Raw genomic sequence first — 25,242 nt, 5'->3', positions numbered from 1 at the left:
GCGTCTGGGCGTGGGCGACGGGGGCCGACAGGGCGAGGGTCAGAAGAAAGGCGAGGGCGCCCGATTTCATCGTCTGCTCCTGCTGATCCTTCTCCGCTTGCGGGAGAAGGCGGCCCGAAGGGCCGGATGAGGGGTTGGATGATGCGAAACGGCTCGGCCGGCGTGACCCCTCGCCCGACCGCGCCAGGACGACGGCTGCGCCGCCGTGCGCGGTCTCCCTCTCCCGCAGGGGGAGAGGGAGATGAAGAGAGATTACAGCCGCGCCTTCACCGCTGCGACGACGGCGTCGGCGGTGACGCCGAACTTGTCGTAGAGGACTTCGGCGGGGGCGGAGGCGCCGAAGCCGGTCATGCCGACGAAGGCGCCGTCTTCGCCGATGAACCGCTCCCAGCCTTGCTTGATCGCGGCCTCGACGGCGACACGCACCGTGCCGCGGCCGATGACCGAGGCCTGGTAGGCGGCGTCCTGCTGCTCGAACAGTTCGAAACAGGGGACGGAGACGACGCGGGTCGGCACGCCTTCGGCCTCAAGCGTCTCCGCCGCCTTCAGGGCCAGGGCCAGTTCCGTGCCCGTGCCGAACAGGGTGGCCCTGGCCTCGCCCGAGGCCGCCTTGATCTCATAGGCGCCCTTGGCGGAAAGGTTTTCCATCGCGGCGACGGTGCGGACTGCGGGGGTCTTCTGGCGCGACAGGGCCATGGCCGAAGGGGTGGTCTTGGACTGCAGGGCGATCTGCCAGCACTCCATGGCCTCGACCGTGTCGGCGGGGCGGAAGACGTTCAGGTTCGGGATGGCGCGAAGCGCCGCCAGATGTTCGACCGGCTGGTGGGTCGGGCCGTCCTCGCCCAGGCCGATCGAGTCGTGCGTCAGGACGTGGATGGCGCGGACCCCCATCAGGGCGCCCAGACGGATGGCCGGGCGGCTGTAGTCCGAGAAGACCATGAAGGTGCCGCCGTAGGGAATGATCCCGCCGTGCAGGGCCAGGCCGTTCATGGCGGCGGCCATGCCGAACTCGCGGATGCCCCAGTTGACGTAGCGGCCCTCATAGGTGGGCTGGTCGAAGATGGGGGTGCCGGCGACGAAGGTGTTGTTCGAGCCGGTCAGGTCGGCCGAGCCGCCGACCAGTTCGGGGATGGCGGCGAAGACCTGGTCCAGGGCGGCGCCCGAGGACTGGCGCGTGGCCTGGGCGGGCTGGGTTTCGATCAGTTCGGCGATCTTGGCGTTCAGGGCGTCGAAGGCGCCCTCGGGCAGGTCGCCCTTCATGGCGCGGGTGAAATCGGCGGCCTGGGGCGAGGCGGCGAGGCGGGCCTCCCACTTCTTGCGGTCCTTGGCGCCGCGACGGCCGACCTTGGCCCAGGCGTCGGCTATGGTCTGGGGCATTTCGAAGGGTTCGTGATCCCAGGCCAGGCCCAGGCGGGTGGCGGCGATCTCGGCGGCGCCCAGGGCGGCGCCGTGGGTCTTGTGGCTGCCTTCCATGGTGGCGGCGCCCTTGCCGATCTTGGTCTTGCAGGCGATCAGGGTGGGCTTGTCCTGGCGCGTCGCCCACTTCAGGGCGGCCTTGATGGCGTTCATGTCATGGCCGTCGATGGCCTTGACCGCCCAGCCGGCGGCCTTGAAGCGGGCCTTCTGGTCGGTGGCGTCCGACAGGGAGACCTTGCCGTCGATGGTGATCTCATTGTCGTCCCACAGGACGGTGAGCTTGTTCAGACGGTAGCGGCCGGCCAGGGCGATGGCCTCCTGAGACACGCCCTCCATCAGGCAGCCGTCGCCGGCGATGACCCAGGTGCGGTGATCGACCAAGTCCTCGCCGTATTTGGCGGCCAGGTGACGTTCCGCCATGGCGAAACCGACCGAGGTGGCCAGGCCCTGGCCCAGGGGGCCGGTGGTGACCTCGACGCCGGGCATATGGCCGTACTCGGGGTGGCCGGCGGTCTTGGAACCCCACTGACGGAAGTTCGACAGCTCTTCCTTGGTCGCGGCCTTGTAGCCGGTCAGGTGCAGCAGGGCGTAGATCAGCATCGAGCCGTGGCCGGCCGACAGGATGAAACGGTCGCGGTCGGCCCAGTCGGGACGGCTGGCGTCGAACTTCAGAAACTTCGAAAACAGCACCGTGGCGACGTCGGCCATGCCCATGGGCATGCCGGGGTGGCCCGACTTGGCCTTTTCGACGCCGTCCATGGCGAGGACGCGGATGGCGTTGGCCATCTGCTGGGGCGTGGCCTTGGGGGCGGATTTGACGTCGTTCACGAGGCGAGACCTTTCGGCGGGAACGGAAATTCAGAGGCGCGCCGCTTTACCCCGGCGCGTCCTCGGGTTCTATACGCAATTTGAAGGAGCGACCGATGGCAGACGCCACAACGGCCGCACGGGCCCGTATCGACCGGGCCCTGGCCGACCTGGAACGCAAGATCCTGGCGCTGAAGGCCCGACCGGCTTCGGCGCCGCCGATCGCCGACGACGATCTGTTCGCGCCCCGCAGCGATGCGAACGGGGCGGCGGACGCCGCACGCCTGGCCGAACTGGAGGCTGCGGGGCGCGAGGCGTCTGAAGCCTTGGGCCGGGCGGCCGAGGCCGTGCGAGAGGTGCTGGTCCAGGGCGAACGTCAGGCTCGCGATGAAATCGAAGGCGAGGCCGACTGATGGCGACGGTGACGGTGGAGGTGAACGGTCGCCCCTATGCGGTGGGCTGCGCCGACGGACAGGAGGAGCGGGTCCGCATCCTGGCCAAACAGTTCGACAACCAGGTGCGCCAGGTGGCCCAGGACGTCGGCCATGTGGGGGATCTGCGGCTTTTCCTGATGTCGGCCCTGATCCTGGCGGATGAGCTGCATGAGGCCCGACTGAACGGCGGCGGAGCGCCGGCCCCGACGGGCGACCCGGCGCCCACCCGTGACGGCGTGGCTGAGGCGCTGAATGCGGTTGCAGCCCGGATCGAGAAGATCGCCCAATCCATCTGAAGGCGGCTGATCGGATTACGCCGCTTGAGAAGGCGGGGCGCAGGCCCTATCTTGTGCGACGGCGGGTCCTGCTGCGGCTCACGTCGGAGGCAACATTTCCTCGCGACCTTAATTCACTCGAAGGGATCTGTCCCTGTCCGGGCTCGAGGGCCTGGGCATATGGAGCCCACCTGGCTACCCAGGTCGAGAGGATTTAAACCGCTCTTCACGGTTCACGCGGCGCCGCCAACCCTTTCCCCTTCTTCGCCCTGCGCGTGAGACGCGCGCCAGCTGAGCGCACCCATGTTCGACAAGCATGAACTCCGGTCCGCCGCCCGCGCGCGGCGCAAGGCCCTGGCCGGGACCGATCCGACCGCCGCCCAACGCGCCGCCGACCACATCGACGCCCTGCCGCAGGGGGCTGTCGTGGCCCTCTATCGCGCCATGGGGTCCGAGCTGGACACCGGAGCCCTGGCTGTAGCGCTGGAGGCGGCGGGGCGGCGGCTGTGCCTTCCGGTGGTGCTGGAGCGGGACGCGCCCATGGTCTTTCGCGCCTGGTCGCCGGGCGAGCCTTTGGAGCTGGACGCGGCCGGCTGTCCCGCGCCCCTGCCGCTGACGGAGGTGGTGGAGCCGGACCTGATCATTACGCCGCTACTGGCCTTCGACGCGTCCGGGGGCCGGCTGGGGCAGGGCGGCGGCTTCTACGACCGCACCTTTGCGGCCCGGCCCGATGTGATCCGGGTGGGCTTCGCCTATGCGGGGCAGGCGGTGGAGGCGCTGAACCTGGAGGCGCACGACATGCGGCTGCACGGGGTGCTGACCGAGGCGGGGTATCAGGCGTTTTGAGGGATATGCCATTGACATATCCGTGCAGCAAGCCGATAGGGAGGCCATGAGCGCCCCGCTGAAAGCCACGGTCTTCAAGTCCAATCGCTCGCAGGCCGTGCGACTGCCCAAGGCCGTGGCTTTTCCCGATGACGTGAAGGAGCTTCGCGTCATCAAGGAGGGCAAGAGCCTGCGCCTGGTGCCGGTGGATGCGCTGTGGGATGACTTTCTCGACCAGCCCGGCATTTCGGATTGGCCAGATCGCGACCAGCCCGAAATGCAGAAGCGGGAGGACTGGTGAGCACCGGCTATATGCTGGACACCAGCATCTGTATCGAAATCCTGCGGGGCCGCAGCGCTGCGTTGAATGCGCGTCTGAGGTCTGAGCACGAGCCGCTTCATGTATCGACGGTGGTCGTCATGGAACTGGCGGTTGGACCCAGCAAGCTCGCGGACTCTCGTCGCGCCGAACGGCTGGAGTCGTTCCTCGCGCGGCTGGACATTCTTGCTTTCGACGAAGATGCGGCCCGGCATACGGCGGCTATCCGTGCGGATCTGGAGCGTCGCGGTCGCCCCATCGGACCTTATGACTATCAGATTGCGGGTCATGCTCGCAGTCGGGGGCTGACCGTCGTCACCCGCAACACTGGCGAGTTCGAGCGCGTTGCCGGCCTAAGGGTCGAGGACTGGTCGGATGTTGGTAAAGGCGTACACGAATGAGATTGGCGTTTTTCGGCGACGTTATCGGCAAGTCCGGCCGTGACGGGATCAGCGATCATCTTCCGGGCCTGAAGCGCGACCTGAAGCTGGACTTCGTGGTGGTGAACGCCGAGAACGCCGCGGGCGGCTTCGGCATTACCGAGAATACGGCGCGTGAGCTGTTCATGGCGGGGGCGGACTGCCTGACCCTGGGCAATCACTCGTGGGACCAGCGCGAGGCCCTGACCTATATCGTGCGCGAGCCGCGTCTGATCCGGCCGGCCAACTATCCGCGGCTGATGGATGCGCCGGGCGCCGGGGCCAATCTGTTCGAGACCGACACGGGCCGCACCGTCTTGGTGATGAATGTGCTGGGCCGGGTGCATATGGACCCGATGGACGATCCGTTCGGGGCGGTGGAACGCGAGCTGGCGGCGGCGCCCCTGGGGGCCGTGGCCGACGCGGTCATCGTCGACATGCACTGCGAGGCGACCAGCGAGAAGATGGCCATGGGCCATTTCTGCGACGGGCGAGCGTCGCTGGTGGTCGGCACCCATACCCACGTCCCGACCGCCGACTGCCAGATCCTTCCGGGCGGCACGGCCTATCAGACCGACGCCGGCGGCTGCTGCGACTATGACAGCGTCATCGGCAACGAAAAGGAAGAGCCGCTGCGCCGTTTCACCACCCGGATTTCGGGCGGGCGCTATACGCCGGCGTCCGGGCCGGCCACCGTGTGCGGCGTCTTCGTGGAGACGGACGACCGGACGGGGCTGGCGACGCGGGTCGAGCCGATCCGGGTCGGCGGGCGGCTGAGCCAGGCGGTGCCGGTTCTCTGATCCGCACGGGAGAAGTCGCCGCGCTCTCCTGGCCGAGGCGGATCCTATCTCAGTGGCTGATGTCGCCCATGCCCGTGAGGTGAAGGACGCCCTTTCCGGGCAGTTCGACGCGCAGTTCAAGGGTGCCGCCGGCCGCCTCGACGAACCGGCGCAGAGTGGACAGGTAGAGATCGGCCTGGCGTTCCATCTTGAGCACCGAAGGCTGCTTTACTCCAAGCGCCTGGGCGATCTGCTCCTGGCTGCGTTCGGCGAGCTCGCGCAACGCCTTCAGGCCTTCCACTTCGCCCACGAGTTCGGCGGCGCGGGCGTCGATGCGCGCCCGGCGGGCCTCGGGCAGCGCAGCCATGATCTCTTCGCGCGTGCGACCCATCTTATGTCTCCTTCAACGCCCTCAAGTGGCTGGTGAACCGGCTGTCTGCCTTGGCGATAAGGCCTTTGTAGAATCGCTTCTGGGCCACGCCTGCCTTGTCGCCGGCGACCAGCAGGATGGCCTGCCGCTCCGGATCAAATGCGAACGCAACCCGCCAGACCCCGTCGGCCGCCTTGAACCGAAGTTCCTTCATGTTGGCGTGCCTTGACCCTGCCAGGGTGTCGGCATGGGGGCGGCCCAGCCGGGGCCCATAGACTTCCAACAGCGCCGTCATCACCAATAGCTCGTCCTGGACTTCGACTGGGAGGGCGTCGAACTCGGGGTCGAACTCATCATGGTTGCTGACGGCCCATGGCATGTCGCTATATAGCTGAGAGGCTATATCCTGTCCATAGGCTCCAGCCTATGCGAGGTCATCACGCCGGCGTCAGCGTGTTCGATCCCGCCTCGATCGCGAAGGTCTGGCGGGTCGTCAGCACGCCCGAGCGGTCCGACACCTTGTCCAAAACCTTGAATTGAGTGGTCCAGACGGTCGGCGTGGCTTCGCAGACCATATAGCCGCGCTGGGAGTTGCGGAACTTCAGCTGGGGATTGACGGCCATAAACCGGTCGTAGTCGGCGCCGCGGTCCGATCCGTCGCCGCGCGAGCTGATCGAGGTGCCGACGAATTCGACGGCGATAGGGGCACCCTCGGGCTGGCTGCCGTCAAGCCACAGACCGCCCGCATAGTTCTGATGCTCGTCGCCGGTCAGGACCACGACATTGTCGATGCGGCGGTCGCGGATGTGGCTCAGCAGCCGGTTGCGCGGCACACGATAGCCGGCCCAGCTGTCGGTGTTGACCCCCTGGCCGCCGGAGGTGTTGCGGTTCAGGTCCATCATCATGACCTGTTGAGCCAGGGCCTTCCATCGGGCCTTGGACCGGTCGAGGTTGGTCAGCAGCCAAGCTTCCTGAGCGTCGCCCAGAACCTGAGCCGTCGTCGCTTCTATGCCGGGGCAGGCGGCGTTGAAGCGGCCACTGCAGGGCTGGTCCGTGCGATACTGGCGTGTGTCCAGGAAGGCGACGTCCAGCAGATCGCCGTACTGGGCCCGGCGATAGGCCTGCATGCCCGCGCCGCGCGGGAAGGCCGACTTCCGCATCGGCATGAACTCGTAGAAGGCCTGCATGGCGGCGGCGCGACGCAGCAGGAAGACTTCGGGCGGCGTATCGTCCTGATCAATGTCGCCGACCCAGTTGTTGTCCACCTCGTGGTCGTCATAGGTGCAGAACCAGGCGGCCGAGGCGCGCGAGGCCTGAAGGTCGGCGTCCATGGTGTACTGGGAATAGCGGCGGCGGTAGTCATCCAGGCTGTAGACCTCGCCGCCCAGGTGGACGCGGGTGTTGTCCTGCGGACCGGCGCCCGACTGGTAGATGGGGTTGCCGCGGCCCTCATAGATGTAGTCGCCGTAGCAGAAGATGAAATCCAGATCCTCGTCCGCCATCTTGCGGTGGGCGGTGTAATAGCCCTGCTCATAGTCCTGGCAGCCGGCGACGCCGAAGCGGACGGCCGAGACGGAGGCGCCGGCCAGGGGGGCGGTCTTGGCGCGGCCGACGCCGCTGCGCTCGGTCCCGCACTGGAAACGGTAGAAATAGGGACGGGCGGGCTCCAGCCCCTCGACCTCGACATGGACGGAATGGCCCAGCTCGGGCCGGGCGATCGCCTCGCCGGAACGGACGACGGTGTTGAAGCCACGGTCGGCGGCGACCTCCCACTTCACGGCGACGGGCGCCTTGGGCATGCCGGAACCGTAGGCGAGCGGGTCGGGGGCCAGGCGCGTCCAGATGACGAAGCCGTCCGGGAGCGGGTCGCCCGCCGTCACGCCCAGCCGGAAGGGGTTCACATCGAACACGGCCTGGGCCAGGGCGGGGCCGGTCGGCGACAGGGCCAGGCCGCCGCCGAAAGCCGCAAGCATGGCGCGGCGTGAAAGAGCGAGGCGGGTCATCGGCGCATCCTGAGTTTTCGTCGCCTTTACCCCTACAATGTGACAGGTCTTCCGGCTGCGAGGGGCGTCAGGCGGCGTCGCGGCGTTTCCGGCTTTCGACCAACTGGCGGCGCACCTGGGCCAGTTCAGCGGCGCGCCTTTCGGGCGTATGGGTCTTGAGCACATAGTGCTGGGCCGCCCGGGCCAGGGCCAGGCGGCGGTTCGGTTCCCGGATCAAGGCGTCCAACGCCGCCACCAGGTGACGGGGGGTCACGGCCTCCAGATAGTGGGCGTGGTCGCCGCTGGCTTCGCGAAGGCCGCCGCGCCCGGATGATATCAGGGCGGCGCCCGCCGCATGGGCTTCCACCGCCGTCAAACCGAAGGGCTCGTCCCAGGTCGAGGGCGTCACGGCGATGGCGGCGGATTTCATCTGTTCGCGAACCTGGTCCAGCGGGGCGGACCGCAGGACGGCGACCCGGGGGCCAAACCGCTGAAGCGGCGTGAGGTGCGGGGCGGCCCAGTCCGCGTGCGCGGCCCAGTCGTTCAACATCAGGACCGCGCGCCAGGTCGGGTGGCTGTCCAGCACGGCCGGCAAGGCGGCGCACAGGACGTCCAATCCCTTTTCCGGCATAGCCCGTCCGGCGAAGGCGATGATCGGCCGGCGATCTTCCGGCGGCGCCAGCCAGGCGCCGGCGTCGATAGGATTGGGCACGGCGTGGGCGCGATCGGCCAGCTGCGGATAGGTCCGGGCGAAGGCCGTCTTCTCCGCCTGGCTGACGAAGATGAAGCCGTCCATCCGGCTGTAGCGCAAGGCGTAGCGCCACCGATCAAACCACTGGCGCGCGGGCTTCAATGCATTGTGTCGATACAGGACATGCACCGCCTGGGGGAAACGCGCCGACACGGCCAGGGCCTGCTTCACCTGCTGATGGTGTTCGATCAGTTCCGGCTGAAGCGCGCGCAGGGCGTCGAACAGACTCTGTTGGGTGTTGCGTCGTGGAAGGGCGATCACGCGGGAGGCGTTGTGGTCCTGGGCGCCCTCCTGGCAGAGAATGCGGGTGTCTGGATCATGATCGCAGCGGGCGAGCGTCCGCACGACCGTCTCCATGGAGTTGGGGCGCGCTTCGGAGAAGAGCGAACCCGGCGGCAGCAGAATGGCGGTTCGCAGCGCGGTCGTCCTGAAGCTGATGGCAAGCTGAACAATGGCGCCCGGTCGGCGACACCCGCGTTCAACGCACAGAGCGGCGAATTCCGTCGCGTGAATTCGTCAGGATCTGCGCGTCCTCAGCCGAAGTCGCATCGGTTCGCGACTGCGCAGGGTGATCTGGTGCACGGGGCGGGGTTCGATCGTCGTGATCGGCTCGACCTCGGCGGCGCGCAGAATGGAGGCCAGGGCGATCACCGCCTCCTGAATGGCGAAGGCGGCGCCGATGCAGACGCGGGGGCCGGCGCTGAAGGGGATGTAGGCGTAGCGGTCGATGGACTTGCGGTTCTGGGGCAGGAAGCGCTCCGGCCTAAAGGCGTCCGGGTCTTCCCACAGCAGGCTGTGGCGTTGCAGGATCCACGGGGAGATGATGACGGTGGCGCCGGCCTTGATCGGCTGGCCGCCGATCTCGTCGTCGGCCAGGGCCTTGCGGGCCATGGTCGGGGCGGGCGGGAACAGGCGCATGGTCTCGTCCAGCACGGCGCGGGTCCAGGGCAGGGCCTCGGCCCATTGCGGATCGGAGACGTCGAAGGCGTCGGCCTCGGCCTGAAGCCGGGCGAGATATTCGGGCTGGCGCGACAGCAGGTGCAGGGTCCAGCCCAGGGCGCGGGCGGTGGTCTCGTGCCCCGCCAGGATGAAGGTCAGGATGTTGGCGGCGACTTCTTCGTCAGACAGGCCGGGTCCGCCGTTCTCGTCGCGGGCCAGCAGCAGGGCGCTGAGCAGGTCTTGGGGCGGCATGTCCCCAGCCTCGATGCGGGCGCGGCGGGCCTCGACCAAGCGGGTGACGCGCTGTTCGAAGAAACGGGCCGAACCGAAACTGGCCAGACGACCCAGACGGGGCGCCCAGTCCGGCGCGCCCAGCACGTCCAGCGGATCGATACGGGCGCCGTTGGCCAGGAACTGGTTCAGGGCGCGCTCGAAGCCGCGGGCCTCGCCGCCCAGTTCGTCGGAGAACATGGTAGCCGACAGGATGTCGAAGGTCAGGCCCGACATCTCGCTGTCGATATCCAGCACCCGGCCGCGCGCAGACAGGGACCAGCCGGCGACGCGCGCCTGACAAACCTCCGCCATACGGGCGTTCAGGGTGGCCATCTTTGCGGGGGTGAAAAGCGGCGCCAGGATGCGCCGGACGCGGCGCCAGGCGTCCCCCTCGGTCAGCAGCAGGCCCTCGGCCAGCATGGGACCGAGGACGCGGCGTTGCAGGTCGCCCTTCACATAGCTTGATGCATTTTCTGTCAGGACGTGGCGGACGCCCTCGGGGTGGCTGACCACCAGGATCTCGCCGAAGGCGCTGTTTCCGTACAGCTGCGGCTCGGTGAAATGCCGCTCGGACCACATGCGGAGGGGGTCACGCCAGCTGATCCACAGGAAGGGCAGCAGGGACAGCGGGCCGCCCGTGCGACGGGGCGGGATGGCAGGGCGGAAGACGGCGTCGGCGGCCAGGGTCATGTCCATGCCTCCAGTGAGGCCCTAGACTTGGGGTCCGGTCGAGGCGGAACAAGGGCCGTGGTGCGACGGCCCTTATCCGTTTGTAACCCGGCTAGTCCAGACGGCTCAGGCCGCGTCGCCGAGCCAGCCCGGCATCCAGCCTTCGTGCCACTCGCGCAGGTGGGCGACGGGGATGCTGAACAGTTCACCCTTGTCGCCCTTGGAGGCGAAGGCGTCGCCGCCGGCGCGGCCGACGACGGAGGCGTGCAGGCCGGCGGCCTGGACCTTGGCGATCAGGGCGTCGGCGTCGGGGACGGCGACCAGATAACGGGCCTGGTCCTCTCCGAACAGGAAGATGTGGGCGTGGGCGGCGCTGGAGGCGTCCAGGGTCACGCCGACGTCGGAGGCCAGGACCAGGTCGGCGGCGGCGCCGATGAGGCCGCCGTCGGACAGGTCGTGGACCACGGTCAGGTCGCCGGCCTCGATCAGGTCGCGGACGAAGTCGCCGGTCTTCTTTTCGAGCTTCAGATCGACGGGCGGCGGGGCGCCGTCCTCGCGGCCCAGCACCTCGCGCAGATAGAGGGACGCGCCCAGTTCGCCGACGGTCTGGCCGATCAGGACGAGCGCATCGCCCTCGGCCATGCCGGAGAAGCCCGTCACCACGTCATAGTTGGGCAGCAGGCCCACGGCGCCCACGGTCGGGGTGGGCGGAATGGCGACGCCGTTGGTCTCGTTATAGAGGCTGACGTTGCCGGAGACGACGGGGAAGGACAGTTCGCGGCAGGCCTCGGCCATGCCGTCGATGGCGCGGACGATCTGGCCCATGATCTCGGGGCGCTGCGGATTGCCGAAGTTCAGATTGTCGGTGATGGCGATGGGGCGCGAGCCGACGGCGGTCAGGTTGCGCCAAGCCTCGGCCACCGCCTGTTTGCCGCCCTCGTAGGGGTCGTTCTGGACGTAGCGGGGGGTGCAGTCCGAGGTGACGGCCAGGCCCTTGTCGGTGCCGTGGACGCGGACCACGCCGGCGTCGGCGCCGGTGGCCGAGTCCTGAAGCGTGTCGGCCATGACGTGGCGGTCGTACTGTTCCCAGATCCAGCGCTTGGAGGCCATGTCGGGGCAGGCGACGACCTTCATCACCGCATCGGCCCAGTTGTCGGGCGCGGGGATATCGGCGTGGTTCAGCTTCGGCTGCAGCGCGGGCTGGACCCAGGGGCGGTCGTACAGGGGGGCGTCGTCGAACAGGGGGGCGAGCGGCACGTCGCAGACCGTTTCGCCGTGATGCTTCAGCACCAGCCGGCCGGTGTCGGTGGTGACGCCGATGACGGCGGCGTCCAGGCCCCACTTTTTGAAGATGCGGTGGCCGTCTTCCTCGCGGCCCGGCTTGAGGACCGCCAGCATCCGCTCCTGGCTTTCCGACAGCATCATCTCATAGGCGGTCATGCCCTCTTCGCGCTGGGGCACGGCGTCCATGTTCAGCTCGATGCCGACGCCGCCCTTGCCGGCCATCTCGACCGAGGAGGAGGTCAGGCCCGCCGCGCCCATGTCCTGGATGGCGGCGACGGCGCCCGAGGCCATCAGCTCCAGCGTCGCCTCGATCAGCAGCTTCTCGGCGAAGGGATCGCCGACCTGGACGGTAGGGCGTTTCGATTCCGACTCATCGTCGAACTCGGCCGAGGACATGGTGGCGCCGTGGATGCCGTCGCGGCCGGTCTTGGAGCCGAAATAGACCACCGACAGGCCCGCCGAGGGGGCGGCCGAATAGAAGATGCTGTCGGCCTTGGCCAGGCCGACGCACATGGCGTTGACCAGGATGTTGCCGTTGTAGCCGGCGTGGAAGTTGGTCTCGCCCGCCACGGTCGGCACGCCGACGCAGTTGCCGTAGCCGCCGATGCCGGAGACCACGCCCTTGACCAGGCGTTTGGTCTTTTCATGCGACGGATCGCCGAAGCGCAGGGCGTTCAGCAGGGCCACGGGCCGGGCGCCCATGGTGAAGACGTCGCGCATGATGCCGCCCACGCCCGTCGCCGCGCCCTGATAGGGTTCGATATAGGAGGGGTGGTTGTGGCTCTCCATCTTGAAGATGCAGGCGTCGCCGTCGTCGATGTCGATCACGCCCGCGTTCTCGCCCGGACCGCAGATGACGCGCTCGCCGGTGGTGGGGAACTTGCCCAGGTGGATCTTGGAGGACTTGTAGGAGCAGTGCTCGGACCACATGACCGAGAAGACGCCCAGTTCCACCTGATTGGGCTCGCGGCCCAGCCGGTCGAGGACGACCTGATATTCGTTCGGGGCCAGGCCGTATTCGGCGGCCAGTTCGGCCATGGTCTTCTGGGGAGCGCTCATGGCCGCGCCTTCTAACGGCAGACGGGCCGATAAGCTACATTCCAGACAGCATTTTGGGCGTTCTGGCCTGAGACTCGGCGCCGACCTGTGATGTCGCGGCCGTGATCTGAGCCAGGGAAGGACGGACGGAACGGGTCGGGCGCCGCGCCATTGTCTCCTGGCGATAAAGGAGCATCCGCATGACCGACACCCCGATAGACCCCGCCGCCACACCTGAAGACGAAGACCGGGCCGAGATCGCCGCCGACGACGCCGGCGCCTCCGCCATGGCCGAAGAGGCCCAGAACGAGGCCGATGAAGAGACCGAGGAAGACGGAGAGGGCATCTGATGGCGTTCCACGATCTGACCAAGCCCAGCCCCGCCGAGCACCAGCAGATGGACCGGTCCAACGATCCCGAAACGACGCGGGAGATGGACGCGGCGGCGCCGGAGGCGGCCCTGGCCAGCCGCCGCCAGCGGATGACCGGAGAGGCGACCGGTGTCGGCAGCGTCGGCTATGACGAGGACGGCGCCTTTGACGTGGGGGCGGGCAAGCCCGTCTCGCCCACGCCCTAGGCGGCGCGTTCGATCCCCGGCTTGAGGCGGAAGACCAGGAGAACGCCGCCGATCAGCAGGATCACGGCGCCGGCCAGGGCCGTGAAGGCCACCGCCGGCTTTTCCGCCTGTTCCGCGACGAAGGCGCCCAGCAGGCCCCAGGCCGTCGGAAGGGGATAGGCCAGGGTCCGCAGCGCCGCCGTCACCGCCAGGGCGACCCCCGTCGTGGCGACGATGGCCAGCACCGCCCATCCCGTCGGCGACAGTGCGGCGGGCAGGGCGTCGAAGGCGGTCACGGTAGTGATCAGGTTCAGCGGCGCCGCCACCGTCAGCCAGCCGGCTAGGGCGGCGAGGGGCCAGACCAGCAGCAGCCGGTCGCGATCAAATCGGGCGAGCCGCCGCACCTCGCCCGACAGGGCCAGCAGCGGCGCCAAGAGGGCGATCAACGTGGCGAAGATGATGATGACGCTGGCCGCCTTCAGATTCAGGGCCGCCACGACGATCCAGAGACCCAGGCCGAAGAAGGCCACGGCCGAGGGCCAGCCCATCCGGTTGATCAGGACGCTCTCGCCCGTCTGGTGCAGGACCTGACGCACGGCGTATGCCAGAAGCCCCAGATAGATCAGGCCCCAGATCGAAAAGGCGTAGCCGGCGACCCGCAAGGTCTGGTTCCCGTCAGCGGCGAACTCGGCCTGGGTCAGACCGAGCCCGGCCAGGTTCTGAACCAGGGGGACGACCACGGCGAAGACGGCGGCGGCCAGGACCACCAGGCGACGGGTGCGCTGAGCGGGCGTGGGGCGAAGGATCGAAGACATGGGGTTCCACTTCACGGTTCAGCGCTCTGTACGCCCCACGGGGACGGAAGGTTCACCGGCCTGGGTTGAAAATGTGAAGCTTGCGAGAGAGGGACGGCCCATGCTGGTGTCGCCGGATGATCCGTTTGCGCCTTCACACCTGCGCCGGCCTGGCCGTTCTGCTTCTCGGCGCGTGGGGGAGCGACCCGGCCCTGGGCCAGACGCAGAGCCAGGCCCAGGCCCAGGCCCAGGCCGCGCCCGCGCTGGTTCTGAACGCCTCGGCCGAGGCGGCCTGGGCCGAGGTGCGCGCGGCCCTGACGCCGCCGCAGCAGGCCCTGGCCGTGCGGCGCTTCATGGCGGCCCTGGCGAACGCCAACGGGCGACCGGTCGTCCCGCCGATGGACGCGCGCGAGATCGCCTCCGGCCGGGCGGCGGCGGCGGACGATCCCGCCCTGCTGCAAAGGCCCCAGGCCTATGAGGCGACCTTGAGCGTGGGCGGGCGGTTCCTGACCTTCCGGCCCTTGTCCCGCGCCAGTCTGGAGCCCTTGACGCGACGGGGCGCCCCCTAAAACACTGTCCGATGTGTCCGATGTGTCCGATGTGTCCGATGTGTCCGATGTGTCCGATGTGTCCGAAACCGGCGCCGACTCCGTCAAAGACCCCCTGAACCATACGCCCGCTTGCCGCAGCGGCGGGTCGTTTGGGTTGGGGCTTCTGCAAGCCGTTGAAGCGCCGAGAGTTCCATCTGAGAATTGCACCGACGTCAGGAACCGGCGGCCGTGCGGCCGGTTGTCAGTCCAGTTCCAACTGGAGAGGCGACATGGCCGATCAGACCGAAACCCCGCATTTCGAAACCGATGAAGTCGCCGCCAACCGCGCCATCGAAAACGGTCAGGGCGTCGGCGCCCGCGAACTGGCCGCCCAGCGCGAGCCAGGCGGCGTCAACACCGCCGATGAAGACCCCGAACTCGAGAACGGCGTCTCGGTGATCGAGGACGGCGACGATGCTTTGGATGAGAACCTGGCGGTTCAGGGCGTGGACGACGCGGGCTGATCCCACCTTGCCGAGGATGAACGCGGGGGGCGCGGGTGCCGCCCTCTCTCACGCCTAAGGCGCGGATGTTCCAGGTCGCCATCAGCAGACTGTCGCCGGCCGTCTTGGACGCCACGGCGTCCCAGGGCGTTCAGCCGCTGGAGGTCGTCCAGCACCGCCTGGGGCGGTGGATCGAGAATAGTCGCCATGATCACCCCCGAGACGCTGATGCACCTTCAGGTTAGCCAAGAACGCGATCATCACGGGTCACGAGCGCGAGAGAACCGTGGTTTTCCTACGTCCCAGCCTTCGAAGGGGGGCTGGCGACCGTGAGTCTCAATCCATCCTGAAGCTGACGGAGAAGACGATTATTCCGTCTTCAAGACGCCTTCCAGCGCTTGCAGCCTCGTCGCTGAGGCGGAGCCGCGCCCGATCCACCGAGCGCAAGGCTTCTCGCCCCAGGCCGTAACCGCGCGGCCATTCGCTTTCGATCTGGCAGTTCACCAGCCGACCGTCGTTTTCAGCGCCGCAGGACAGGACGGCGTAACCCTCCGTCGGCGATCGGCCGCCGACAGGGGCCGGGAACCGGGGTCGGGGAACGATTTCCCATCGCGCGAGCGCAGGAAGCGTTTCTCGCCCGTCGCCCTCCGTGTCCTTGTCGCGGGGATCGATCAGAGGCCGACCGCAGGCGGTCAAGGTCTGCTCAAGGGCGGTGCTGGACGGGTTGAGGGCCATGATGAAGCGGTAGCGTCGGTGGTCGGGGCCTTGGGCGACGATCTGGAGTTCGCCGCCGTCCGCCAGTTGGCGCGCCACCATGGCCGGCAGACGGCTGAAAGCCGTCGTGCGATCCTCTCCCACGGTCCAGACGGTGGTTTTAAGAGCCGCATCTTCTCCGACCGAAAGCCCAAGATCGCGCGTCGTGGCGCGTAAGGGGGCCTCGGGCAGGCCGGTGATGAAAAGGTCGTAGGCCCCGTCGATGCATCGGGCGACCAGGGTGACGCCCGAAGTGAATTCAGCAAGGGCCAGGGTAGCCTTACGCTCGGGGATGGAGGTCAACACCCAGTCTTCTTGGGGCGGCGGGGCGTCCTGCGCCTTCGCGGAGACGGCGCCGGCCAAGAGGGCGGAAACGGCGAGGGCGGGGAGGAAGGCTTTCATAACCCCACTCCGCCTCAACGCATGATTGCCGTCAAGCCGCCGCGTAGATGCTTTGGAACAGTACCGCGCCGTCGGCGGAGCCCAGTTCGGCTTCGAAGGCGCGGTCCGGGTGGGGCATCATGCCGAGCACATTGCCGCGGGCGTTCTGGATGCCGGCTATGTCGTGGACCGAGCCGTTGGGGTTGTCGACGTAGCGGAAGACCACCTGGCCCTCGCCCTCGATCCGGGCCAGGGTCTCGGCGTCGGCGAAGAAGTTTCCGTCGCCGTTGCCCTGGGTCATCACCACTTCGCGCTGGCCCTGATAGCCGGCGGTGAAGCGGGTCTGGCCGTTGGCGACGGTCAGGCTGATGGGTTTGCAGACGTATTTCAGGCCCTTGTTGCGCAAGAGGGCGCCGGGCAGCAGGCCGGCCTCGCACAGGATCTGGAAGCCGTTGCAGATGCCGACCACGGCGACGCCGTCGTCCGCCGCCTTCTTCACGGCCTGCATCACCGGCGACTGGGCCGCCATGGCGCCGCAGCGCAGATAGTCGCCGTAGGAGAAGCCGCCGGGAATGACGATCAGGTCCAGGCCCTGGGGCAGTTCGGTCTCGGCGTGCCAGACCATCGAGACGGGCTCGCCGGTGGAGCGTTCGACGGCGACCTTGCAGTCGCGATCACAGTTGGAACCGGGGAAGACGATGACGGCTGCGCTCATGGCGCGGGCCTCTAGCACCGTTTTCGGGAAATGTCAGTGCGCGGGTTCAAGAAGTCCGAGGCGGGTCTCGATCCGGCCGAGACGGGCGTCCTGACGATCAACGATCTGATAGAGGTTGGAGACGTCTTGGTTCAGGCCGTTGAGGTGGAGGCGCATGGCCTGAAGTTCGCCCTTCACGTCGGCGATGTTGCCGTCGATCCGATCCAGGCGCGTCTGCATCGACTTCAGCACTTCGTAGATGAGGTCATTGGTGACGTCCGCCATACGCCCATACTACTACCATAAACTGTGGTTACGCCAAACGCTCCGACGCAGCACGTTTGCGCCCCGCCAACCAGGCGATCACGAAGATTGCAAACCCGCCCAGGGACAGGCCCATGCCGACCCAGCCGGTCGAGGTCCAGCCGTAGCCGGCGGCGATGGCCAGACCGCCGAGAAGCGGACCCAGCGCATTGGCGGTGTTGAAGGCCGAGTGATTCAGGGCCGCCGCCAGGGTCTGGGCGTCGCCGGCGACGTCCATCAGACGGGTCTGAAGCACCGAGCCCAGGCCGCCGCCGCCGCCGATCAGGAAGACCACGAGCATGACGGCCCACAGGTGCGGCGCGGCGAAGGGATAGAGGGCCAGGGCGGCGGCGCTCCACAGCAGCAGGCCGCCCGCCGCAGGAAAGCCGACCCGGTCGGCCGCCCAGGCCCCGAGTATATTGCCCAGGAACATGCCGACGCCGAAGACGGCGAAGACCCAAGGCAGGATCTCCGGCCCCACGCCGGTCACCGCCTGAAGCGTCGAAGCCAGATAGGCGTAGACGCAGAACATGCCGCCGAAGCCGATCGCGCCGACGCCGAGCGTCAGCCAGACCTGGCTGCGCTTCAGGGCGCCCAGTTCGCGCAAGGGGCTGGCGTCGGCATGGGCGGGGTCGCGCGGGGCGAACAGAGCGACCAACCCCATGGTGATCACGGCCAGGACGCTGACGATGGCGAAGGTCCAGCGCCAGCCGAAGGCGTGGCTGACCAGATTGGCGAAGGGGACGCCGATGACGGTGGCGACCGTCAGCCCCATCAGAATGGTCGAGACGGCGCGGGTGCGAAGATGCAGCGGCACGATGGAGGCGGCGACCAGGGCCGCCACGCCGAAATAGGCGCCGTGCGGCACGCCGCTGAGGAAGCGGAAGACCAGCATCCATTCATAGGTGGGCGCCATGGCCGACAGGCCGTTGCCGACGGCGAACAGGGCCATGAAGCCGATAAGCAGCAGCCAGCGGGGGCTGCGCGCGCCCAGCACCGCCAGGATGGGCGCCCCGACCACCACGCCGGCCGCATAGGCGCTGATCACATGGCCCGCCGTCGGGGCGTCGACGCCCAGGCCGGCGGCGAAGTCCGGCAGGATGCTCATGGCCGCGAACTCGGTGACCCCGATGGCGAAACCGCCCATGGCCAGGGCGATCAGGACCAGGGCCACACGGCCCGCAGCCATGGGTCTTACGGCGACGTCAGTGTCGGCCACGGCGCCGGAGACGGCCATGCGAAAATCCTGGGGCGAGAGAAGGGCGGGGTGTTGCGCTGCAACATAGGCGGCCCCTCTCAGGCTTCAACCCGCTGGAAATGATCGGCGATCACATAAGGTTGCGGCGCGACCGCCGAGGGGCGGGCTCAGCCCAGGTTTTCATAGGTCGCGGTGATCGAGGCCTTGGCCAGGGTGTGGAAGTGCAGGTTGAAGCCGAAGACGGCGCCGGAATCGTCGGCGGTCACGTCCAGCCGCTCCACGTCCACGGCGAAGACGGTGAAGATGTAGCGGTGCGGGCCGTGGCCGGCAGGCGGGGCGGCGCCGCCGAAGCCGGCCTTGCCGTAGTCGGTGCGGCCCTGGACGGCGGTGGCCGGCAACTGGCCGCCGGGCGAGCCGGCGCCGGTCGCCAGTTCAGTCACATCGGCGGGGATGTTGGCGACCGTCCAGTGCCAGAAGCCGGAGCCGGTGGGGGCATCGGGATCATAGCAGGTGACGGCGTAGCTCTTCGTCCCCTCCGGCGCGCCCGACCAGGCGAGGTGGGGCGAGGTGTTGCCCTTGGCGTGAACCTGGGCGTCGGGCAGGACGCCGCCGTCCTGGATGTCGGTGGAGGTGAGGGTGAAGGGCATAGGTGCTCCGTCGTTCAAGCCGTTAGCTTAACTAGGAGTCCGCTGTATGGATGCAAGCGCCTCTTCCGCACCTTCGCGCGGAAGAGGCCGAATGCTTCAAGCCGCCTCGATACGGTAGCCTTCGATCACCGTATTGGCGAGCAGCTGCTCGCACATCTTCTTGGCCTCGCCTTGCGGATCCTCGACGCCGTCGAGGTCGAACTCGATCAGCTTGCCGACGCGGGCGTTCGATACGCCCGACCAGCCCAGACCCTGAAGGGCGCCTTCAACGGCCTTGCCCTGGACGTCCAGCACGCCGGCCTTGAGGAAGACGTGAACCTTGATTTTGGCCATCAGCCGTTGCCTTTCATGAAGGGAGTGAAGTCGGACCAGTTCTCGACGCGGAAGCCGCGAACGTCCTTCACGCATTGGGGGAACCAGGGCAGAGCCTTGAGGGCGGTCATGGCCAGAGTCAGATTAGCGAGGTCCGGGATTTCAGTGAGATAGACGCTCTGTTGGACGCGGTGGAAATCATAGCGTTTCAGGGTCCGTTCGATCTCGCGATACGCCTGCCTCACCCCGGCGGGATGGATAGCGGTCGTCTCGTTGAGGTCCAGATCGAAGGAAATGGCGAACATCAGGCCAGGGGGTCGTTTTCGGCGTCGGCCAGCGGATAGTCGAAGGCTTCGTCGCTGTCGATTAGACAGGCCCTGATGAGGTCCCCGACAATGGCGGTCACTTCATAGACCGGCCCGACGCCCGCGATGCGGCGAAAGCGGCTGGTTCCGGCCAGGTCAATGGACCGTCGGAACTCGCCGCCCTCTTCCGCTACGTCAATCATCAGTGCAGCCCGCCCTGAATCACCGTCGGCATGCCCTTCATGATGCCCAGGCGACGGGCGACTTCGGTGTAGCTTTCGATGACGTTGCCCAGGTCGCGGCGGAAGCGGTCCTTGTCCATCTTCTCGCCGGTCGAGGAGTCCCACAGGCGGCAGGAATCGGGGCTGATCTCGTCGGCCAGGATGACGCGGCTGAAGTCGTTCTCCCAGATTCGGCCGAACTCGATCTTGAAATCGACCAGGGTGATTCCGACCGCGCTGAACAGGCCCGACAGATAGTCGTTGACCCGAACCGTCATCGCCAGGATGTCGTCCAGTTCCTGGGTCGAGGCCCAGTTGAAGGCGGTGATGTGCTCTTCGGTGACCATCGGGTCGTTGAGCTCGTCCTTCTTGTAGTAGAATTCAATGATCGAGCGGGGCAGGGGCGTGCCTTCCTCGATGCCCAGACGCTGGCTCATCGAGCCGGCGACGATGTTGCGGCAGACGACCTCCAGCGGAATGATCTCGACTTCGCGGATCAGCTGTTCGCGCAGGTTCAGGCGCTTGATGAAGTGGTTGGTCACGCCGATGCCGTTCAGGCGCGACATGATGAATTCGCTGATCTGGTTGTTGACCACGCCCTTGCCTTCGAGAACGGCCTTCTTCTGGGCGTTGAAGGCGGTGGCGTCGTCCTTGAAGTACTGGATCAGGGTGCCGGGCTCGGGTCCTTCGTACAGGATCTTGGCCTTGCCCTCGTAGATCTTCTTGCGTTTGCTGTTCATATTCCGGTCCCGGCTTACGGGCGCCCTCCAGAAACAAAAATCGCGCGGCCATGGTGGAAAGGGGAAGACCCGGTCCTGGCGGCGCGTTTTGGAATCGTTCGGGCAGTCAATCTCGTTCGGCGTCTCCTTAGCGGAAGGCGGCCCTCGACACAAATGAACGCCGCGTGCGACGCCGCAACAGGACCAAGGTCTATGCAAGCCATGTTGCGTTCGGGCGCGGGCGGGCTATAGACGGCGCTTGCCCCGAGGTCAGGGGTGTGCGGAGCTTGCTGAGCGACATGACGACGTTCGACGATCGGGAAAAGGGCTTTGAGGCCAAGTTCGCCCTCGATCAGGAGCAGGAATTCAAGGCCATCGCCCGGCGCAACAAGATGCTGGGCCTGTGGGCGGCCGAGAAGATGGGCCTGTCGGCCGACAGCGCGGACCAGTACGCCGCCGCCATCGTGCGCGCCGACATGGAGCAGCCGGGCGACGAAGACGTGTTCCGCAAGGTCGCCGGCGACTTCAAGGCCTCGGGCCTGACGGTCTCGGAGGGCGAAATCCGCTCCAAGATCGACGAACTGGCCTCGATCGCCCGCGAACAGATTCGCGCCGGCGAATAGGACTTTCGGCCTTCGGGCCTTCAGACGTCGAAAGGGCCGCACCCGGGGGAAAGTGCGGCCCTTTCTTTTTGCCGGGGACGTTGGGGGATGTCTCACCCGGCTTACTGTGCGTCTCGCGCCCCCTAAGAACACGGGGGGCGGGATTTGGTTTCCGCCGGTTCCGGGCGGATCGTAAATATTTTTACGGCATCAGAACCGTATCTACGACATGGACCATGCCGTTCGATTGAGCCACGTCCGCCTGGGTGATGGTGGACTTTCCGCCCTTGGCGTCGGTGATGACCCAGGTATCGTTCGGGCCCGCCGAAACCTTCAGTTCCTCGCCCTGAACGGTCTTCAGGGTCGCGGTTCCGCCGTTCGCCTGGGCCTGGGCGGCGATGTCGGCGGCCGTCAGACGCCCGGCGACGACGTGATAGGTCAGGATCTTGGTCAGATCGGCCTTCATGTCAGGCTGCATCAAGGCGGTGCGGGTGGCTTCGGGAATCTTGTCGAAGGCGGCGTTGTCGGGGGCGAAGACGGTGAAGGGGCCGGGGCCTTGCAGGGTTTCGACCAGGCCGGCGGCCTGAACGGCGGCGACCAGGGTCGACAGGTTCGAGGCCTTGGAGGCGTTGGCGACGATGGTCTCGTTCGAGCTCATGGCGGCGCCGCCGACCATGGGTTCGGCCGCCATAGGCGCCATGGCGGTACCTTCCGCCGGCGCCATGGCCGTCGATTCGGCCGGGGCGGTCTCGTTGTTGTTGCAAGCGCCGAGCGCCATCAAGGCGCCGCCGGAGGCGGCGACGAGCATAAGTGTCCGAAGATTTGGCATGGTTGTTCCTTCCCTGTTGGTCCGCACTGCGGCGTTGACGGAAAGGTTACGGCTTGAGGCGGGTAAAGGATGCCTGCGGCGTGACAAGAGGACGCAGCTTGGCCGTTAGTCCTCGAAGATGACCGTCTTGGCGCCATGCAGCAAAACCCGGTCTTCCAGGTGCCGACGGACTGCGCGGGCCAGGACGCGGCGCTCGATGTCGCGGCCTTTTCTGATCAAATCTTCGGGCGTGTCGCGGTGGCTGATTCGCTCCACGTCCTGTTCGATGATCGGACCTTCATCCAGGTCGGCGGTGACATAGTGGGCCGTGGCGCCGATCACCTTCACCCCGCGCGCATGGGCCTGGTGATAGGGGCGGGCGCCCTTGAAGCCGGGCAGGAAGGAGTGGTGGATGTTGATGCAGCGCCCCGCCAGCCGACCGCTGAGATCGTCGGACAGAATCTGCATGTAGCGGGCCAGAACGACCAGTTCCGTGCCGGTCTCCTCGATCAGGCGCAGAAGCTGGGCCTCCTGGGCCGGCCTGTCGGCGGCGCTGACGGGCAGGTGATGGAAGGGCAGGTCGCCCAGATCGACGTGGCCGATCATCTCGCGCGGATGGTTCGAAACGACCGCCGTCACATCCATGGGCAGTTCGTCGATCCGCCAGCGGTACAGCAGGTCCGCCAGGCAATGGTCGAAGCGCGAAGTCAGAATCATCACCTTGCGCGGTTCCGGCCCCCTCAGGGTCCAGTCCATGTCGAATCGCCCAGCCAGAGGGGCGAAGGCGGTGCGGATCGCGGCCGGGTCGTCGCCTTCGCGCGGTTCGAACACCACACGCATGAAGAAGGTGGCACCGGCGGCGTCGCCGAACTGCTGGGCGTCGGAGATGTTGGCGTCCCGCTCCAGCAGGAAGGCGGACACGGCCGCCACAATGCCGTGGCGGTCGGGGCAGGAGAGGGTCAGGATCATCAGACGGCAGGCTTATCCGGGAGAAACTTGCCGAGTATGGCCCAGGTTTCCGCCTTTGCCGACAAGGATATTGCATGGGCGGGGCTGGACGACGGCAGATCGACCAGGGCTAGGCCGGCGAGGTCGGCCAGGATCCGCCGACCCAGCTTGGCCGCCAGACCACCGTTGAAGGCGACGGCGCGCAGTTCGGGGAGGTCCTGGATCAGACCGCGCAGATCGGCGGCCTCGGGCGACTTGATCGCCGCGTCCAGACTGCCGGATCGCCGGGCCGAGGCAATTACGTCCCACAGGCCGACGCCGCGCGCCTTCAACCGCTCCAGGCGGTCGGGGTAGGGCAGGGCGGCCAGGGGCTCGTCCAGCACCCCGCCGATCAAGGGCCAGAAGCCGTTGCGCGGGTGGGCGTAATATTGCGCCGCCTTCAGCGAGGCGTCGCCCGGCAGGCTGCCGAGGATCAGCAGGCGGGTGTCCGCATCGACGACGGGGGGGAACTGGCTCTTGGTCATTCCCGACGCGCCGCGTCCCGATACACCTGGCTGCGGTCGCGTCTGCCCACCGCGACGACGGTCACCGTGACGATTGCGTCCTCGACCCGATAGACCAGCCGATATCCGGCGTCGCGCAGCTTGATCTTGTAGTGATCGCGCATCCCGTGGAGCGCATCCTTCGGAACACGCGGACTCTCCAGTCGTTCGGCGAGCTTTTTCTTGAACTGGACCCGGACCGGAGCGCCCAGCTTCTCCCACTCCTTCAGCGCGGAGGGGAGGAACTGAAGATCAAAGGGCATCGAGCGAGACGCGCACCGGCGTCTCGTCCTGCCGCTGGCGGACAGTCTCGATCAAGGCCAGATCGTCCAGGCGTTCGATCATCGCCTCATAGACGGCGGCGGGGACCATATAGGCCATGACCCGATTGTGGTTCAGCACGGCCACGGTCTGGCCCGCCGCGTCGTCCATGACGGCGCTGGGGCTCTTCTTCAGGTCAGAGACGCTGACCGCGATAGAGGCTTCGACGCGTTGCATGATGATAGAGTACGAAAATCGGCGCCATTTTCAATACTGAAGATCATCCCTCGCCGAATACCCGCTTGAACACCACGTCCACATTCTTGGTGTGGTAGCCGAGGTCGAACAGGGCCTCGAGCTGGTCGTGGGGCAGGGTGACGCGGTCGTCGGCCTTGAGGAAGTCCAGGAAGGCGCCCTCGCCGCGCCAGACCTTCATGGCGTTCTCCTGCACGGCGGCGTAGGCCGCCTCGCGCGAGACGCCGGCCTGGGTCAGGGCCAGCATGACCCGTTGCGAGTGCACCAGACCGCCCAGGCGGTCGAGGTTCTTCTGCATGTTCTCGGGATAGACGTTCAGCCGCTCGACCACGCCGGCCAGGCGCTGCAGGGCGAAGTCCAGGTGGATGGTGGCGTCCGGGCCGATGCCGCGCTCGACGGACGAGTGGCTGATGTCCCGCTCATGCCACAGGGCGACATTTTCCATGGCGGGGGTCACCGCCGAACGGACCAGACGGGCCAGGCCGGTCAGGTTTTCGGTCAGGATCGGGTTGCGCTTGTGCGGCATGGCCGACGAGCCCTTCTGGCCCTTGTCGAAGAACTCCTCGGCCTCCAGCACCTCGGTGCGCTGAAGGTGACGGATCTCCACGGCCAGGCGTTCGATCGAGCTGGCGACCACGCCCAGGGCGGCGAAGAAGGCGGCGTGGCGGTCGCGCGGGATGACCTGGGTCGAGACAGGCTCGACCTGGAGCCCCATCTGTTCGGCCACATAGGCTTCGACGGCGGGATCGACATTGGCGAAGGTGCCGACGGCGCCGGAGATGGCGCAGGTGGCGATCTCTTCCTTGGCCGTGATCAGACGACGTTTGGCGCGCTGGAACTCGGCGTGATAGCCGGCCAGCTTCAGGCCGAAGGTCACGGGCTCGGCGTGGATGCCGTGCGAACGGCCGACGGTCGGGGTGTACTTATGCTCCTTGGCGCGGGTCTCCAGCGCGGCCAGGACGCGGTCGACCCCGGCGATCAGCAGGTCCGACGACCGGGCCAGCTGGACCGCGAAACAGGTGTCCAGCACGTCCGACGAGGTCATGCCCTGGTGCAGGAAGCGGGCTTCCTCGCCGACGATCTCGGCCACGTGGGTCAGGAAGGCGATGACGTCGTGCTTGGTGGTGCGTTCGATCTCGTCGATGCGGTCGGCGTCGAAGGTCGCATCCTTGCCCTTGGCCCAGATGGCGTCGGCCGCCGCCTGGGGGATGACGCCCAGTTCGGCCATCTTGGTCGCCGCATGGGCCTCGATCTCGAACCAGATCTTGTACTTGGTCTCTTGCGACCAGATGGCGGCGGCGTCGGGGCGGGAATAGCGCGTGATCATGGG

General features: G+C 67.3%; 34 protein-coding genes and 1 other RNA gene. 12 read left to right on the top strand and 23 right to left on the bottom strand.

The annotated features are described in order from the left end of the window. Window positions 1-252: 252 nt before the first annotated feature. Window positions 253-2,244 (bottom strand): transketolase, encoded by a 1,992-nt coding sequence (gene tkt, locus AC07XS_RS08520; protein WP_182714040.1) that lies wholly within the window; start codon window positions 2,242-2,244, stop codon window positions 253-255. A 95-nt stretch (window positions 2,245-2,339) separates the two neighbouring features. On the opposite strand from tkt, the gene AC07XS_RS08515 reads away from it, so the two are divergent. The 7 genes from AC07XS_RS08515 (at window position 2,340) to AC07XS_RS08485 (ending at window position 5,295) form a co-directional block, all read left to right on the top strand. Then, entirely contained in the window at window positions 2,340-2,636 is a 297-nt protein-coding gene (locus AC07XS_RS08515) for a hypothetical protein (protein ID WP_182714041.1), read from the top strand. Beyond that, window positions 2,636-2,953, top strand: a complete 318-nt coding sequence (locus tag AC07XS_RS08510) for a cell division protein ZapA (protein ID WP_054766423.1) — start codon at window positions 2,636-2,638, stop codon at window positions 2,951-2,953. The genes AC07XS_RS08515 and AC07XS_RS08510 overlap by 1 nt, the downstream gene beginning before the upstream one ends. 65 nt (window positions 2,954-3,018) lie before the next feature. Continuing rightward, window positions 3,019-3,180, top strand: a non-coding RNA gene (gene ssrS, locus AC07XS_RS08505) — 6S RNA. 55 nt (window positions 3,181-3,235) lie between these two features. Continuing rightward, entirely contained in the window at window positions 3,236-3,778 is a 543-nt protein-coding gene (locus AC07XS_RS08500; RefSeq protein ID WP_182714042.1) for a 5-formyltetrahydrofolate cyclo-ligase, read from the top strand. Window positions 3,779-3,824: 46 nt separating this feature from the next. Further along, on the top strand, window positions 3,825-4,058 hold the full coding sequence (gene vapB / locus AC07XS_RS08495; protein WP_221205100.1) for a type II toxin-antitoxin system VapB family antitoxin: 234 nt from the start codon (window positions 3,825-3,827) through the stop codon (window positions 4,056-4,058). Beyond that, a complete protein-coding gene (locus tag AC07XS_RS08490) occupies window positions 4,055-4,477 on the top strand; it encodes a type II toxin-antitoxin system VapC family toxin (protein WP_224764391.1) in 423 nt (140 codons plus the stop codon). Before vapB ends, AC07XS_RS08490 begins: the two co-directional genes overlap by 4 nt. Next, window positions 4,474-5,295, top strand: a complete 822-nt coding sequence (locus AC07XS_RS08485) for a TIGR00282 family metallophosphoesterase (protein ID WP_054766419.1) — start codon at window positions 4,474-4,476, stop codon at window positions 5,293-5,295. Before AC07XS_RS08490 ends, AC07XS_RS08485 begins: the two co-directional genes overlap by 4 nt. Before the next feature lie 49 nt (window positions 5,296-5,344). Here AC07XS_RS08485 and AC07XS_RS08480 read toward each other — a convergent pair whose 3' ends face one another. The 6 genes from AC07XS_RS08480 to purL form a co-directional block, all read right to left on the bottom strand. Beyond that, window positions 5,345-5,665: an XRE family transcriptional regulator gene (locus AC07XS_RS08480; protein WP_182714043.1), complete on the bottom strand. Its 321-nt coding sequence runs from the start codon at window positions 5,663-5,665 to the stop codon at window positions 5,345-5,347. Between the two features lies 1 nt (window position 5,666). Next, entirely contained in the window at window positions 5,667-6,023 is a 357-nt protein-coding gene (locus AC07XS_RS08475) for a type II toxin-antitoxin system RelE/ParE family toxin (protein ID WP_182714044.1), read from the bottom strand. 58 nt (window positions 6,024-6,081) lie between these two features. After that, window positions 6,082-7,647: an alkaline phosphatase D family protein gene (locus AC07XS_RS08470; RefSeq protein WP_182714045.1), complete on the bottom strand. Its 1,566-nt coding sequence runs from the start codon at window positions 7,645-7,647 to the stop codon at window positions 6,082-6,084. Between the two features lie 67 nt (window positions 7,648-7,714). After that, window positions 7,715-8,722: a glycosyltransferase family 4 protein gene (locus AC07XS_RS08465; RefSeq protein WP_228185415.1), complete on the bottom strand. Its 1,008-nt coding sequence runs from the start codon at window positions 8,720-8,722 to the stop codon at window positions 7,715-7,717. A 171-nt stretch (window positions 8,723-8,893) separates the two neighbouring features. Next, window positions 8,894-10,279: a cytochrome P450 gene (locus AC07XS_RS08460; protein WP_321208014.1), complete on the bottom strand. Its 1,386-nt coding sequence runs from the start codon at window positions 10,277-10,279 to the stop codon at window positions 8,894-8,896. Between the two features lie 105 nt (window positions 10,280-10,384). After that, window positions 10,385-12,601, bottom strand: a complete 2,217-nt coding sequence (gene purL, locus AC07XS_RS08455; RefSeq protein WP_182714048.1) for a phosphoribosylformylglycinamidine synthase subunit PurL — start codon at window positions 12,599-12,601, stop codon at window positions 10,385-10,387. 179 nt (window positions 12,602-12,780) lie between these two features. Between purL and AC07XS_RS08450 the strand changes: the two genes are divergently transcribed. Both AC07XS_RS08450 and AC07XS_RS08445 read left to right on the top strand, forming a co-directional pair. Further along, window positions 12,781-12,930 (top strand): hypothetical protein, encoded by a 150-nt coding sequence (locus tag AC07XS_RS08450; RefSeq protein WP_182714049.1) that lies wholly within the window; start codon window positions 12,781-12,783, stop codon window positions 12,928-12,930. Beyond that, on the top strand, window positions 12,930-13,157 hold the full coding sequence (locus AC07XS_RS08445; protein WP_182714050.1) for a Tat pathway signal protein: 228 nt from the start codon (window positions 12,930-12,932) through the stop codon (window positions 13,155-13,157). Before AC07XS_RS08450 ends, AC07XS_RS08445 begins: the two co-directional genes overlap by 1 nt. Here the strand turns inward: AC07XS_RS08445 and AC07XS_RS08440 are convergent. Next, window positions 13,154-13,951 carry a TspO-related membrane protein gene (locus tag AC07XS_RS08440; RefSeq protein WP_182714051.1) on the bottom strand — a complete coding sequence of 266 codons (798 nt, stop codon included), beginning with the start codon at window positions 13,949-13,951 and terminating at the stop codon, window positions 13,154-13,156. The two genes, AC07XS_RS08445 and AC07XS_RS08440, sit on opposite strands and share 4 nt — an antisense overlap. Window positions 13,952-14,067: 116 nt before the next feature. On the opposite strand from AC07XS_RS08440, the gene AC07XS_RS08435 reads away from it, so the two are divergent. Further along, entirely contained in the window at window positions 14,068-14,499 is a 432-nt protein-coding gene (locus AC07XS_RS08435) for a hypothetical protein (protein WP_182714052.1), read from the top strand. Window positions 14,500-14,750: 251 nt separating this feature from the next. Continuing rightward, window positions 14,751-14,984 (top strand): hypothetical protein, encoded by a 234-nt coding sequence (locus AC07XS_RS08430; protein WP_182714085.1) that lies wholly within the window; start codon window positions 14,751-14,753, stop codon window positions 14,982-14,984. A gap of 315 nt (window positions 14,985-15,299) precedes the next feature. Here AC07XS_RS08430 and AC07XS_RS08425 read toward each other — a convergent pair whose 3' ends face one another. The 9 genes from AC07XS_RS08425 to purC all read right to left on the bottom strand — a co-directional run bounded on the left by AC07XS_RS08425 (window position 15,300) and on the right by purC (window position 20,517). After that, window positions 15,300-16,118, bottom strand: coding sequence for a hypothetical protein (locus tag AC07XS_RS08425; RefSeq protein WP_321208016.1), 819 nt, complete (start codon window positions 16,116-16,118; stop codon window positions 15,300-15,302). A gap of 31 nt (window positions 16,119-16,149) precedes the next feature. Then, entirely contained in the window at window positions 16,150-16,812 is a 663-nt protein-coding gene (purQ, locus tag AC07XS_RS08420) for a phosphoribosylformylglycinamidine synthase subunit PurQ (RefSeq protein ID WP_182714053.1), read from the bottom strand. A gap of 33 nt (window positions 16,813-16,845) precedes the next feature. After that, window positions 16,846-17,076, bottom strand: coding sequence for a hypothetical protein (locus AC07XS_RS08415; protein WP_054766405.1), 231 nt, complete (start codon window positions 17,074-17,076; stop codon window positions 16,846-16,848). 28 nt (window positions 17,077-17,104) lie between these two features. Continuing rightward, the gene (locus AC07XS_RS08410) at window positions 17,105-18,331 is read right to left on the bottom strand and encodes an MFS transporter (protein WP_321208017.1); all 1,227 of its coding nucleotides are present in this window, start codon (window positions 18,329-18,331) and stop codon (window positions 17,105-17,107) included. Between the two features lie 128 nt (window positions 18,332-18,459). Continuing rightward, window positions 18,460-18,939: a YbhB/YbcL family Raf kinase inhibitor-like protein gene (locus AC07XS_RS08405; protein WP_182714054.1), complete on the bottom strand. Its 480-nt coding sequence runs from the start codon at window positions 18,937-18,939 to the stop codon at window positions 18,460-18,462. 96 nt (window positions 18,940-19,035) lie between these two features. After that, window positions 19,036-19,272, bottom strand: coding sequence for a phosphoribosylformylglycinamidine synthase subunit PurS (purS, locus tag AC07XS_RS08400; protein WP_054766403.1), 237 nt, complete (start codon window positions 19,270-19,272; stop codon window positions 19,036-19,038). Beyond that, the gene (locus tag AC07XS_RS08395) at window positions 19,272-19,556 is read right to left on the bottom strand and encodes a hypothetical protein (RefSeq protein WP_054766402.1); all 285 of its coding nucleotides are present in this window, start codon (window positions 19,554-19,556) and stop codon (window positions 19,272-19,274) included. The genes purS and AC07XS_RS08395 overlap by 1 nt, the downstream gene beginning before the upstream one ends. After that, entirely contained in the window at window positions 19,556-19,759 is a 204-nt protein-coding gene (locus tag AC07XS_RS08390; RefSeq protein ID WP_152950775.1) for a hypothetical protein, read from the bottom strand. The genes AC07XS_RS08395 and AC07XS_RS08390 overlap by 1 nt, the downstream gene beginning before the upstream one ends. Beyond that, window positions 19,759-20,517 carry a phosphoribosylaminoimidazolesuccinocarboxamide synthase gene (gene purC, locus AC07XS_RS08385; protein ID WP_054766400.1) on the bottom strand — a complete coding sequence of 253 codons (759 nt, stop codon included), beginning with the start codon at window positions 20,515-20,517 and terminating at the stop codon, window positions 19,759-19,761. Before purC ends, AC07XS_RS08390 begins: the two co-directional genes overlap by 1 nt. Before the next feature lie 278 nt (window positions 20,518-20,795). Between purC and AC07XS_RS08380 the strand changes: the two genes are divergently transcribed. After that, complete coding sequence (locus AC07XS_RS08380; protein ID WP_054767022.1) at window positions 20,796-21,119, top strand: DUF1476 domain-containing protein; 324 nt, start codon at window positions 20,796-20,798, stop codon at window positions 21,117-21,119. Between the two features lie 181 nt (window positions 21,120-21,300). On the opposite strand, the gene AC07XS_RS08375 is transcribed toward AC07XS_RS08380, so the two are convergent. From AC07XS_RS08375 to purB, 6 genes are all read right to left on the bottom strand, one after another. Next, complete coding sequence (locus AC07XS_RS08375; RefSeq protein WP_227975973.1) at window positions 21,301-21,906, bottom strand: fasciclin domain-containing protein; 606 nt, start codon at window positions 21,904-21,906, stop codon at window positions 21,301-21,303. Between the two features lie 126 nt (window positions 21,907-22,032). Then, complete coding sequence (gene purU / locus AC07XS_RS08370; RefSeq protein WP_182714055.1) at window positions 22,033-22,875, bottom strand: formyltetrahydrofolate deformylase; 843 nt, start codon at window positions 22,873-22,875, stop codon at window positions 22,033-22,035. Next, the gene (locus tag AC07XS_RS08365; protein WP_182714056.1) at window positions 22,875-23,378 is read right to left on the bottom strand and encodes a DNA-deoxyinosine glycosylase; all 504 of its coding nucleotides are present in this window, start codon (window positions 23,376-23,378) and stop codon (window positions 22,875-22,877) included. Before AC07XS_RS08365 ends, purU begins: the two co-directional genes overlap by 1 nt. Then, entirely contained in the window at window positions 23,375-23,659 is a 285-nt protein-coding gene (locus tag AC07XS_RS08360; protein WP_054766396.1) for a type II toxin-antitoxin system RelE family toxin, read from the bottom strand. Before AC07XS_RS08360 ends, AC07XS_RS08365 begins: the two co-directional genes overlap by 4 nt. Next, on the bottom strand, window positions 23,649-23,894 hold the full coding sequence (locus AC07XS_RS08355) for a type II toxin-antitoxin system Phd/YefM family antitoxin (RefSeq protein WP_182714057.1): 246 nt from the start codon (window positions 23,892-23,894) through the stop codon (window positions 23,649-23,651). Before AC07XS_RS08355 ends, AC07XS_RS08360 begins: the two co-directional genes overlap by 11 nt. Before the next feature lie 43 nt (window positions 23,895-23,937). Continuing rightward, on the bottom strand, window positions 23,938-25,239 hold the full coding sequence (gene purB / locus AC07XS_RS08350) for an adenylosuccinate lyase (protein WP_182714058.1): 1,302 nt from the start codon (window positions 25,237-25,239) through the stop codon (window positions 23,938-23,940). Window positions 25,240-25,242 lie beyond the last annotated feature (3 nt).

Source organism: Brevundimonas sp. GW456-12-10-14-LB3 (genome assembly GCF_059424365.1).
The sequence above is the reverse complement of the archived record's forward strand: the minus strand, read 5'-3'. Positions and strand labels throughout refer to the sequence as shown.